Source organism: Carnobacterium sp. GW821-FHT04C06, assembly GCF_059420345.1.
Map to the genome: position 1 here is coordinate 236,534 of NZ_JBWKTN010000001.1, position 12,286 is coordinate 248,819.

9 protein-coding genes are annotated in these 12,286 nt (G+C 37.3%); all 9 read right to left on the bottom strand.

Annotated features, from left to right (window positions below; translation table 11 throughout):
• Positions 1 to 5 precede the first annotated feature (5 nt).
• The 9 genes from yidA to AC07SW_RS01200 all read right to left on the bottom strand — a co-directional run bounded on the left by yidA (position 6) and on the right by AC07SW_RS01200 (position 12,265).
• Positions 6 to 836, bottom strand: coding sequence for a sugar-phosphatase (yidA, locus tag AC07SW_RS01160; RefSeq protein WP_494632102.1), 831 nt, complete (start codon positions 834 to 836; stop codon positions 6 to 8).
• Between the two features lie 110 nt (positions 837 to 946).
• Complete coding sequence (smc, locus tag AC07SW_RS01165) at positions 947 to 4,525, bottom strand: chromosome segregation protein SMC (RefSeq protein WP_463684513.1); 3,579 nt, start codon at positions 4,523 to 4,525, stop codon at positions 947 to 949.
• Between the two features lie 19 nt (positions 4,526 to 4,544).
• Positions 4,545 to 5,240, bottom strand: coding sequence for a ribonuclease III (gene rnc / locus AC07SW_RS01170; RefSeq protein WP_034569440.1), 696 nt, complete (start codon positions 5,238 to 5,240; stop codon positions 4,545 to 4,547).
• 207 nt (positions 5,241 to 5,447) lie between these two features.
• Positions 5,448 to 5,705 carry an acyl carrier protein gene (gene acpP / locus AC07SW_RS01175; protein WP_051915626.1) on the bottom strand — a complete coding sequence of 86 codons (258 nt, stop codon included), beginning with the start codon at positions 5,703 to 5,705 and terminating at the stop codon, positions 5,448 to 5,450.
• Between the two features lie 113 nt (positions 5,706 to 5,818).
• Positions 5,819 to 6,832, bottom strand: a complete 1,014-nt coding sequence (gene plsX, locus AC07SW_RS01180) for a phosphate acyltransferase PlsX (protein ID WP_034569436.1) — start codon at positions 6,830 to 6,832, stop codon at positions 5,819 to 5,821.
• Positions 6,833 to 6,937: 105 nt separating this feature from the next.
• The gene (gene recG / locus AC07SW_RS01185) at positions 6,938 to 8,986 is read right to left on the bottom strand and encodes an ATP-dependent DNA helicase RecG (protein ID WP_119908117.1); all 2,049 of its coding nucleotides are present in this window, start codon (positions 8,984 to 8,986) and stop codon (positions 6,938 to 6,940) included.
• Between the two features lie 3 nt (positions 8,987 to 8,989).
• Entirely contained in the window at positions 8,990 to 9,862 is an 873-nt protein-coding gene (sdaAA, locus tag AC07SW_RS01190; protein WP_034569431.1) for an L-serine ammonia-lyase, iron-sulfur-dependent, subunit alpha, read from the bottom strand.
• Positions 9,863 to 9,938: 76 nt separating this feature from the next.
• Positions 9,939 to 10,604, bottom strand: a complete 666-nt coding sequence (gene sdaAB / locus AC07SW_RS01195; RefSeq protein WP_034569430.1) for an L-serine ammonia-lyase, iron-sulfur-dependent subunit beta — start codon at positions 10,602 to 10,604, stop codon at positions 9,939 to 9,941.
• A gap of 26 nt (positions 10,605 to 10,630) precedes the next feature.
• Positions 10,631 to 12,265 carry a DAK2 domain-containing protein gene (locus AC07SW_RS01200; RefSeq protein WP_376711512.1) on the bottom strand — a complete coding sequence of 545 codons (1,635 nt, stop codon included), beginning with the start codon at positions 12,263 to 12,265 and terminating at the stop codon, positions 10,631 to 10,633.
• Positions 12,266 to 12,286: the final 21 nt, after the last annotated feature.

Sequence of the window (12,286 nt, forward strand, 5' to 3'; positions counted from 1 at the left end):
TTCTGTTAGATATTCTCCAGTGTTTTTCCAGCAAGAACGAATTCTTCAACAGCGTAGGCAACGCCTTCTTCTTCGTTTGTTTTTGTGACAAATTGGGCTGCTTTTTTGACTTCATCTGTCGCATTCCCCATTGCAATACCTAACCCTGCGAATTCAATCATTGCCAAATCATTTTCTTCATCGCCTAAGGTCATTACTTCATTGGCGTCAATATTTAGCAACTTGCAAAGTGTGGCGATTCCTTGACCCTTGTCAACACCTTGTGGCAATAGTTCTAGTAAAAATGGTCTTGATTTCATGATGGTATATTTTTCAGTTAAGCTAGCTGGAATTCTGGTAATGGCTTCGTCTAAAATTACTTGATCGAAACAAAAAACAGCTTTGTTAACCGCAATGTCTGCTGGCACTTCTTCCATCACAACGGAAACCATTGGCAAAGCTTTCATCACGGTGCCATATAAAGAAGCGCGATTTTCAGGATGTGGCAAAGCATACACCTGTTTTAAATCGATAAAATTCATCGGCAATTCAAGGGCTTGACTCAATTGGTAAAGCTCTTCAATATGGTGTTTGGTCAGCGTTTTTTGAGCTAAGATTTCGCCATTATTAGTTTTTTGAACTAAACCGCCATTATACGTGATTCCAAAGTCACCTTCGTCGCGTAATCCTAGTTCATCTAAATAGTGAACCATTCCCAGCAATGGGCGCCCTGTACATAAAACAACTTTAACACCTTTTTCTTTAGCACGTTGCAAAGCAAGCTTGGTTCGTGGTGTAATTTGTTTTTCATTATTTAATAGTGTTCCATCTAAATCGATTGCAATTAATTTTATCATTCGTTTGCTCCTTCTTATCTGTCTACTCTTTTAGTATACGTGTTCTTGAAAGTATTGTGAATCAAAAAAAGCAAAAAGACGGAAAACTTCTTGTCTTTTTGCTTTTTTCGTTAACTCGTCGTTGTAATTTCGCCTGTTTCTGCAATTTCTTCTAAGCGAACGGAAACAATTCTGGAAACTCCTGATTCTTGCATCGTAACTCCATACAAAACATCGGCTTCTTCCATTGTTCCTTTGCGATGCGTAATGACAATAAACTGCGTATCCCCTTCAAATTGATTTAAGTAACGTCCAAATCGCGCAACATTGGCTTCGTCTAACGCGGCTTCAACTTCATCCAAAATACAAAATGGAACGGGACGCACTTGAATAATTGAAAACAACAATGCAATTGCTGTAAAGGCGCGTTCTCCACCAGAGAGTAAACTTAAATTTTGTAATTTTTTCCCTGGCGGCTGAGCAATAATCTCGATTCCGGTATTTAGTAAGTCTGACGGATCGCTTAACCTTAATTCTGCATATCCGCCGCCAAACATTTTTGGAAATACATCGGAAAATTTTTCACGAATCGCTTCAAACACTTCAGAAAAACGTTTTTTCACTTCTTCATCCATCTCATCCATCGTTTCAAATAGACTTGATTTTGCCGTTAATAAATCGTCTCGTTGCTCGGTTAAAAATGTAAAACGCTCATTCACACGGTCAAATTCTTCAATTGCACCTAGATTCACAGAGCCTAGTTCTTCAATTCCTAATTTCAATAACTTCACTTTTTGACGTGCTTCTTCAAGTGTTATCGTCAAAGAATGGTTCGCTTTTGCAAATTCAAAGCTCAATCCATATTCTTCACTTAAATGATTTAAGCGATTTTCGATTTCGACGTCTTGACGATTCATCGTTACTTCCGCTTTTGATTTTTGCTCTAACACAATATGTTGTTGATTATTCTGTTCTGCAATTGAGCGGTCAAGCTCATCAATTTCTGCTTCCATAATGCTACGCTTTTCTTTGCCTGCAAGCATTTGACCTTCAAGCGTTTCTTTTTCTGAAAGCAACGACGCTACTTTCACTTCTAATTCTTCTTTTGTCAATTGATGGTTGCCATTGTTTTCGTCAATTGCTTGGATTTGTAACTGAATCCCATTCACATTTTCTTCTTCTTGTTGGATGGCTTCCAATAAATTGGCTTGTTCTTTTCTTGAGCCTGCAAGTTGCTCTTTAACGACGGCAACAGTAGCTGTCAATTGTTGAACTTTTTCACTGGCTTCTTTTTGTAAGAGTGTTCGTTTCTCGTTTTCGGAAGAAAGCATGTCAATTTGATGATTAATTTTTTTCATTTCGTCTTCAATTAGGAGCATTTCAGCTTTAATTTCGGCTGTCCTTGAATGATAATGATCGGCTTCTTCTTTTGCTTCCTGAAATTCAAAGCTATGAGCTTTTAATTCACGAGATAAACGATGTTCTTTTTCGCTGTATAACTCGCAATCATTTTTTAATTGCTGTTCTTCCAAGCGTTTTTGTTCGCCTGCCATGCGGAGCTCTTCTAAGTGATGCTCAGCTTTTTTTAAAGCTTGTTTTAAACTTCGTACTTCAATCTCTTTTTCGTTTAATGTTTTTTCCATTGCTTCTATCTGTTGATTTAAGGTAGCAAGCTCATTTTTTCTAGCAAAAATACTGCCTTGATTGCCTTTTTTACTAGCTCCACCTGTCATTGATCCGCCAGCATTCATAACGTCACCGTCTAACGTTACAACACGGTATTTGAATTGAATAAGACGTGCAATTGCATTCGCTGAGGTTAAATCTTCCGCGATAATCGTGGTCCCTAATAGGTTTTGAATGACTGTTGCTACTTCTGCTGGATAGTCGACTAATTCACTAGCAATTCCAATAAAGCCAGCATTGTTGCGAACCGTTGCTTCTACACTACTTGGCAATTGCCTTGGCTTAATAGTTGTAAGTGGTAAGAAAGTGGCGCGACCTAAACGTTTTTGTTTGAGGTAGGTAATTCCTTTTCGTCCACTTTCTTCATCTTTTACGATGACATTTTGGCTCTGAGCACCAAGAGCGATATCAATGGCTAATTCCGTTTGCTTTGGAACGTTGATGACTTCCGCAACTGCACCAATAACTCCGCCAATCTCGGTTTTACGTTTTAAAACTTCTCGAACACCTTGATAGAATCCAGCATAATCTTCGTTTAAATCAGATAAGCTGTCTCTTTTTGCTTTGGCTTGTTGAACTAAACGCATTGCATCAAACATATTTCGTTCGTAGATTTCTAACGTTCCTTGATTTTTTTGATATTCAGTTTGTAACTCTTGATGATTTAATAATTTAGTAGCCAAATCTTGTTGAATGGTTTTTAATTGTTCTGTGACAGCTGCTTTTTTAGCGATGGCTTCGGTTAATTCTTCTTCCAATCGTTTGCCGGCTTCGTCGGATTGTTTGTTTTTTTGTGAACTATGAAGAAAACTTTTTTCTAAGTAACTTTGTTCATTTCTTAGTGTGGTTTGTTTTTGCATCCATTCCACATAGTCATCTCGTAAAGTTTCTATGGTATAAGCGCTGTCTTCTAAAAGCATATTTCGTTCTTTTTCTGCTTGAAGTAAGTCTGCTTTTAGTTTTTTTTCTTCCTCTTGTTTAACGGCAATCCGTTCTTTAATTTCTTCGTGTTGCTGATTTAATTGGCTTATTTTTGCTTCAATTTTTGCTTTGTTTTGTTGGAATTGTTCTAGATTTTCTTTTGTGTTTTTACTTCGTTCACTTAAAACTTTCTTTGAGGCTTCTGTTTGTTCGTATTGTTGAATAATCGTGACAAGTAACGCTTGCGTTCGATCTAACTCGCTATCTAATTGTTGACGCTTTTCTCGTAGTTCACCAACTGATTGTTCATTATGCTTAAGCAGATCTCGAATTGTTGCTAATTCACGTTGATACTGGGAAAGTTCTTTTTGGCTTGCTTGCCATTTTTCTTTCAATAAGTCGATTTCAACAACGGTTAGAGCAATTTCAACTTCACTTAATTGTTCTTTTTGGGATAAATAATCTTTGGCAATACTACTTTGTTCTCGCAAAGGCTCGACTTGATCTTCTAGTTCGTACACAATGTCTTGAACGCGATTCAAATTATCTTCTGTTTCAAATAATTTTTGCTCCGCTTTTTTCTTACGTGTTTTGTACTTTAAAACCCCTGCTGCTTCTTCAAAAATAGAGCGTCGATCTTCTGGTTTACTATTGAAGATGGCTTCTACTTTCCCTTGAGAAATGATGGAAAACGATTCTTTTCCTAATCCTGAATCCATAAACAAATCAACGATATCTTTTAATCTACAGCTTTGCTTGTTCAAGTAAAAATCACTATCTCCATTGCGATTTAAGCGTCTTGTAATGCTGATTTCACTAAAATCTAGCGGTAAAAAATGATCTTCATTTTCTAAGACAAGAGTCACTTCAGCGAAGTTTAAAGGCTTTCTAGATTCAGAACCTGCAAAAATCACATCGTTCATTCTGCCACCACGCAAACTTTTAGCTGAAGTTTCACCTAGTACCCAACGGATAGCTTCTGTAATGTTACTTTTCCCACTACCATTAGGACCAACGACTGCAGTAACGCCATCTACAAATTCAATGGTCGTTTTATCTGCAAAGGATTTAAATCCAGTAATGTCAATTCTTTTTAAATGCACTGTAGTCGTGGCTCCTTTCTTATCTTGATTGAATTGTTTTTAAAGCATTTTCAGCAGCAGATTGTTCTGCTGCTTTTTTCGTTTTTCCACTTCCTGAGCCTAACACTTTTCCTTTTGCACTGACTTCTACAATAAATTCTTTTTCATGGGCTGGACCAACTTCGTCAATTAAACGATATTCAATGATGATTTCACCGTCTTGTTGGAGCCACTCTTGTAAGTTTGTTTTGTGATCCATCACATGTGAGAAAGCACCGGTTGCAATTTTAGGGAACATGGTTTGTCTTAGAAAGTCTAAAACAGCCTCAATTCCTTGATCCAAATAAAGCGCTCCGATAAAAGATTCGTATAAATCGCAAAGTAGCGCGGGTCTATTTCTGCCATTCATTCTTTCTTCTCCACGGCCTAAACGAATGTATTTATCAAATCCATATTCTTTAGCAAATAAACTTAAACTGGCTTCGCAGACAATTGTTGCACGCAGTTTAGTTAACTTTCCTTCAGGTAATTCTGGATAATGATCGAATAAATAGCGAGAAACTGTTAATTCTAAAACGGCATCTCCTAAAAATTCAATTCGTTCGTTGTCTTGAATTTTGCAATCCCTGTGCTCATTCACATATGATGAATGGGTAAATGCTTCTTGTAAAAAAGCTAAGTTTTTAAACGTGATGCCAAATTTTTCTTTCAGTTCGTTTAAAAATAATTCATTCATTTCGACACTCCTTTTTAAGTATAACAAGTTAAACCTATTCTATTATACTTGGTTTTTCTGTAAAAATAAAATTTTTCCGCTGAAAAAAAAGGTTTTCTTAATAATAATGGGGTTTTCATCTTTTAACTCTCATTTTCCACTATAAAAACCCAGTCTGTAAAATCTAAAAAGATCCTACAAGCTGGGTTTTGTTGAATTTATTCATTATTATTGAAGATGAGCGTCGATGTATTTCACTGCATCGCCAACGGTTTCGATTTGTTCGGCATCTTCGTCGGAAATTTCAGTACCGAAAACATCTTCCAATTCCATTACAAGTTCAACGATGTCTAATGAATCTGCTCCCAAATCGTCTTTAAAAGTCAATTCACTAGTGACTTTTTCATTGTCCACGCCAAAACGTTCTACAATAATTTTTGCAACTTTTTCAAAAGTTTCATTTTGAGACAACTGCTCCACCTCCATCTACTTACTGGATCATTTTGTTTGATAGTCTTTAACGTATGTTCCATTTGTATCACAATTATTTTACTGATAAAGAATGCTTTTGTCTAGTATTTTTTTATTTTATACTAAATTTAATCTTCAATTGGTGTCTCTTTTGTTTCAAAATACGTCACTAAATCGTCGATCACATGTGATTCTAGCATTTCGTGAATTTGCTTGATGGTAAAATAAACAGATTCTTTTTCAGTAGAACCATGTGTTTTTACAACAGGTGCCTTTACTCCAAATAAAACAGCTCCGCCATATCTTGAATAGTCTAATTTTTCTTTCATATCCATTAAACCATTTTTTAATAGCGCGCCTCCAATTTTTTCTTTCACACCATTGTCATAAATTGCTGCTTTTAACAATTTCATCATGGACATTGCGGTTCCTTCAATTGTTTTTAACACAGCATTTCCAGTAAAACCATCCGTAACCACCACATCGGCAACGCCATTTAATAATTCACGCGCCTCAACATTTCCAATAAAGTCAATTTCTGGTTCTGCGGCTAACAATGCATAGGCACGTTTTGTCACATCATTGCCTTTATTTTCTTCTGTTCCGTTATTTAAAAGTCCAACAGTTGGTTTTTTAACACCTCGAACAAATTTTGCATAATAGCTAGCTAAAATGGCATACTGATGAATGTTTTCAGGTTTTGTATCTGCATTAGCACCTACATCCATTAAGTTAAAGACTCGTTCATCATTTCCTACAACAGGTAATGTCGGCATCAAGCCTGGACGATCAATTCCTTTAATTCTACCAATGATTAATAAGCCCGCTGTTAACAATGCACCCGTATTCCCTGCTGAAAAAAGAGCATCGGCTTCTTTATTTTTAACGGCTTGCGCAGCTAAAACCATGGAAGCATTTTTTTTTCTTCTAACAGAACGAACAGGGTCGTCATCACTTGCGATTTTTTCATCGGTATGAACAATCTTAATATTTGTTTCATCCGTCATATATTTACGAATCGCATCTTCTTTTCCATATAATATAAATTCAATATCGTTAAATTCTTTTGCTGCCATTACAACACCTTCTACAATGGCCTTAGGAGCGTTGTCGCCTCCCATTGCGTCTACTGCAATTCTCAAAAGTTACCCTCCTTAATTGGTACCCTAAAACTATGTTACTTGTCTATTATCTCATATTTTTTTTAGATGGCAACTGAATTTAATTAATTCCCTGGATTCTTTCGGTTAATCAAAGCCAAGGGAATCCATATTTTCAATCCCAATTTCACGACGCAAACTTTGATAGTCAGGTGAAACGTAAAATTCTTCTTGGTTAACTAAAAGAGCCGCTTCATTTCTAGCTGCTTCTAACGCACCAAAGTCACCGATAATATCGCCGACTTTAAATTCTGGAGCACCTGACTGTTTTGACCCGAATAAATCACCGGCACCACGTAATTCTAAATCTTTTTCGCTTAAAACAAAGCCATCTGTCGTTTCTGTCATGATTTTCATCCGTTCGATGCCGGTATCATTTTTAGGATTTGCCACTAAAATACAATAAGATTCTTTCGTTCCACGTCCAACACGTCCGCGTAATTGGTGTAGTTGTGATAATCCAAAACGATCGGCATCATAGATAACCATTGTAGTCGCATTTGGCACGTTTACACCAACTTCAATAACGGTTGTTGAAACTAAAACTTGCAATTGGTTCTTTTTGAAGCGCTCCATTACAGCTTCTTTTTCAGCAGGTTTCATTTTCCCATGTAACAATCCTACTTGAAAATTAGGTTCGTAATACGCTTGTAGCTTTTCATAAATATCGGTAGCATTTTTTACATCTAAGCTTTCTGATTCTTCAATTAAAGGACAAATCACATAAGCTTGTGAACCTTTTCTTAACTGAGTTTCAATAAAATGCAAGGTATGTTCAAAGTTTTTCGGTCGGGTCCAAGTTGTTTCAATAGGTATTCGACCGGCTGGAAGTTCATCAATAATCGACACATCCATTTCGCCATATGCTGTAATTGCAAGGGTTCTGGGAATAGGTGTCGCAGTCATAAAGAGAACATCAGGGTGATCTCCCTTTTCTCTTAAAATTTTCCGTTGATTCACACCAAAGCGATGCTGCTCATCCGTAATAACTAAACCTAAATTGTGAAAGGAAACATCTTCTTGAATTAACGCATGGGTTCCTATTAGAACATCCAATTCCCCATTTGCTAATTCAGTTAAGATTTCACGACGCATTTTAGTTTTTGTGGAGCCTGTCAACAGGGCAATTCGCACTTCTAATGGATCAAAAAGCTGTACCAAACTTTCCATATGTTGTTCTGCTAGAATTTCAGTTGGTACCATTAGAGCGGATTGAAAGCCTGCGTTGCTTGTTGCAAAGAGAGCAATGGCAGCTACGATGGTCTTTCCACTCCCTACATCTCCTTGTAATAAACGATGCATATGTAGGGATTTTCGAAGATCTCCGCAAATTTCATTGACAACTCTTTTTTGAGCATTTGTTAATTCAAAGGGTAATGAGGCAATAAAACGTCTTAAATCTGCAACGTTGTATGTCAATTCTGTCCCTTTGCCAACCGCTTTTTCTTGTTTTCTTAACACTTGCATTTTCATTTGAAAAACAAAAAATTCTTCAAAAACAACTTCACGTCTCGCTTGTTTCGTTTGTTCTTCGCTTGTTGGAAAATGCATCGCGTAGATGGCATCTCGATGACTGATTAATCGGTATTTTTCTTTTAAATAGGCTGGGATAATCTCTGGAATCAATGCTTCATAACGAGCAAAGGCTTCGGTTACTAGATTTAAAATGGTTTTTTGCTTAATTCCTTTATTTGCGCTATAAATTGATTCAAAACCGGCTTCTTCTTGTTCTATCTGTGCCCCAAGAATTTTCATTCCAGTTAAACTTTTTCGTTTGTCGTCCCATTTTCCGAAAACCGCAATTTCCTCGCCTGCATGAATTTTACTTTTTAAGTAGGGTTGGTTAAAGAAAGTAACCGCAATTACAGCGTGATCGATTGCCATGCGAAAAACAAGACGATTTTTTTTTGGTCCAAATCTAGTTAAAACAGCTTCTGAAACAACATCGCCTTTTAAAGTTACTTTTTCTTGGTCTTCAATTTCTGATAAGTCTTTGACTTGAATGTCTTCATAACGGAAAGGATAGTGAGAAAGTAAGTCTAGTACGGTAAAAATACCAAGCTGATGGAGTGCCTCCAAGCGTTTAGCGCCAACTTGAGGAAGCACGGTTACTGGATCATAGATTGATTTCCCCATATTTTATGCAGGATTGCCAAAAATACGCATTTTAATTTCACGTCCTGTTGGCGTATCTGCCAACCCTCCCTCTGCAGTTTCTTTGAAAATAGACGGCATTTGACGTCCTACTTTATACATTGCTTCAATGACTTCATCCGTTGGAATCACACTTGTAATTCCAGCTAAGGCCATATCTGCTGAAATCATGGCTTGTGCTGCACCTAAGGCGTTCCGTTTGACACAAGGAACCTCAACTAAACCTGCAACAGGATCACAAATTAAGCCCATCATGTTTTTCAACGTCATAGCAATCGCGGCACTACACATCTCTGGCGTGCCTCCACTAGCATCAACTAAAGCCGCACTGGCAATGGCACTAGCACTTCCAATCTCAGCTTGGCAGCCACCTTCTGCGCCACTGATGGAAGCATTATTGGCAATTACTAACCCGAATGCCCCTGCAGTAAATAAAAAACGTACCATCGCTTCTCTATTCATGTTTAAACGATCTTTAGCAGCAAATAGCACACCTGGAACTACGCCAGCACTTCCTGCTGTTGGTGTTGCACATACTAACCCCATTGCAGCATTGACTTCATTCGTAGCAACAGCATTACGAACAGCAGTCAAAATGGTTTCTCCACTTAAAAAATTACCCCTTTCGATGTATTCTTTTAATTTGGTCGCGTCTCCGCCTGTCAAACCAGTTGCTGAAGAGACACCATTGACACCTTTTTCAACAGCATTTTCCATTACTGTCAACTGCTGTTCCATTTTTTTTAAAATTTCGGTGCGCGGCATGCGTGTGGTTTCCATTTCTAGTGCAATCATTACTTCAAAGACACTGCCTAATTGGTTGGCTTGTTCTACTAACTCACTTACATTTTGAAACATAATTGAAATCCCCTTAAATTAAAATAATTAACAGAAAAGCTGAACAAATACTACTTGTTCAGCTTTTCTAACGTATCTATTTGAAAAAGCTCACTTGCATAATATGCGGAACTTCTTTTAATTCTTTTAGTGTTTCGCCAACTTCAAACTGATCGACTTCGATTATCATAATGGCTTGCTTGCCTTTTGATTCTCTCGAAACAGTCATCGTTCCAATATTAATCGCTTGTTCTGCTAGAATATTAGAAACTTTTGCAATCATACCTGGGACATCTTGATGAACGATTAAGAAAGTTGGTTGATTTTCTTCCAACTGAATTTTAAACCCGTTCACTTCAGAAATTTGAATTTTACCGCCACCGATTGAAGCCCCTACGACAGATAATGATTTCGTTTCATTAGAAACGACCATTTTAACTGAATTTGGGTGGTCTGCTTCATCATTTGTTGGAATAAAAACTACTTTCATCCCATTTTCGTTTGCAATTTCAATTGAATCAGCCAAATGTTCATCATCTGGATCCATTCCTAATAAGCCGCCAACTAACGCAATATCCGTTCCATGTCCACGATACGTTTTGGCAAATGATTCATACAAATAAATATCGACTTGTGTTGGCATTGAACCAAAAATTTTTCTTACTACCTTACCAATTCTAGCAGCTCCTGCAGTATGAGAACTGCTAGGACCTACCATAATTGGACCGATAATATCAAACACGCTGTGAAAGCGATTTGCCATAACTATCCCTACTTTACTAAACCCTTCTACTCAACAGAAAGAATGTATGGGTAAACAGGTTGATTTCCTTCATGGATTTCTACTTCAACATCTTCAAAATCGGCTTCAATTGCTGCAGCAATATTTTCTGCTTCTGCTAATTCAGCATCCTCACCAAGAATAATCGTCACGATTTCGCTATCTTCTGAAATCATTTGTCTCAATGTTTCCACTGTTACTTCTTCACGACTTGGTTTAGCAATTTTAATTTTGCCTTCGATAATCCCCATGTAATCGTCTTTACTAATTGAAACACCGTCAATTGCGGTATCTCTAACAGCGACAGTTACTTGACCACTAACAACGTTTTCAAGTTCATTCGTCATTTCTTCTTTATTTGTTGCTAAATCATTCATTTCATTGAAGGCTAACATTGCTGTCATTCCTTGTGAAATGGTTTTACTTGGTACGACAACAACTGGCGTTTCGCTTACTTCTGCAGCTTGATCGGCAGCCATAAAGATGTTTTTATTGTTTGGTAAGATGATCACTTTTTCAGCATTTACTGCTGCTACTGCTTTTAAAATGTCTTCTGTACTTGGATTCATTGTTTGGCCGCCACTAATAATATAGTGAGCCCCTAAACTCTTGAATAAGTTTTGCACGCCTTCACCTGCTGCGATTGCAATAATGCCATAAGGAATTTTTTTAGCAGGCGCTGCTGGTGTTTCTTTTTCGTGTTCTAAAATGGTTTCATGTTGTAAACGCATATTGTCTACTTTGATCTTCATTAATGAACCGAATTTTTGACCATAATTCATGACTTCGCCTGGACGTTCTGTATGAACATGAACTTTAATAATTTCGTCATCAGCAACAACTAATAAAGAATCGCCAATTTCATTTAAATGATTTCGGAAAGTGTCATAATCAAATTCGCTGTCGACTGTTTCGCCTTCGCCAATTTTAACCATGATTTCAGTACAGTAACCAAATTTGATTTCTTCTGTCGCAATATGGTTTGATACGCTACGGTGATGTTCTGCATTCACCATTTCGGTCATCTCTTTTTGGTTTGGTTGATGGTAGTCTTCTTCGACAACATTTCCTGATAAAACTTCTAGGAAACCTTCATAAATAAAGAGTAAACCTTGACCACCACTATCTACAACACCCACTTCTTTTAAGACGGGTAATAAATCCGGCGTTTTAGCTAATGATTTTTTTGCGCCACGAACAACGGCTTCCATCACTTCGATGACATCAGTTGTGTCTTTTGCTTTACGCTCACCCGCTTTTGCTGATTCACGAGCTACTGTTAAAATGGTACCTTCAACGGGCTTCATAACTGCTTTATAAGCTGTTTCAACACCATTTGTAAAGGCTGCTGCAAATTCACTGGCTGTTAATGTTTCTTTTCCAACGATTGCTTTTGAAAACCCTCTAAATAATTGCGACAAAATAACACCAGAGTTTCCTCTAGCTCCCATTAATAATCCCTTTGATAAAGCTTCAGCTAATTCTCCAATACTTTCAGAAGTTGAAGAGTTGACAGCTTTTGCACCACTTGTCATTGATAAATTCATATTTGTTCCTGTATCTCCATCTGGAACTGGAAAAACATTTAATGAATTGACAAACTCAGCATTTTTATTTAGACGATTCGCGCCAATTGCGACCATTGCCTGAAATTGTTTACCTTC

Coding starts and splice junctions, on each gene's coding strand:
- acpP (WP_051915626.1), bottom strand. CDS start 5,705: ATGGAGGTGGAGCAGTTGTCTCAAAATGAAACTTTTGAAAAAGTTGCA.
- sdaAA (WP_034569431.1), bottom strand. CDS start 9,862: ATGTTTCAAAATGTAAGTGAGTTAGTAGAACAAGCCAACCAATTAGGC.
- sdaAB (WP_034569430.1), bottom strand. CDS start 10,604: ATGGCAAATCGCTTTCACAGCGTGTTTGATATTATCGGTCCAATTATG.
- rnc (WP_034569440.1), bottom strand. CDS start 5,240: ATGAATGAATTATTTTTAAACGAACTGAAAGAAAAATTTGGCATCACG.
- AC07SW_RS01200 (WP_376711512.1), bottom strand. CDS start 12,265: ATGGTCGCAATTGGCGCGAATCGTCTAAATAAAAATGCTGAGTTTGTC.
- yidA (WP_494632102.1), bottom strand. CDS start 836: ATGATAAAATTAATTGCAATCGATTTAGATGGAACACTATTAAATAAT.
- recG (WP_119908117.1), bottom strand. CDS start 8,986: ATGGGGAAATCAATCTATGATCCAGTAACCGTGCTTCCTCAAGTTGGC.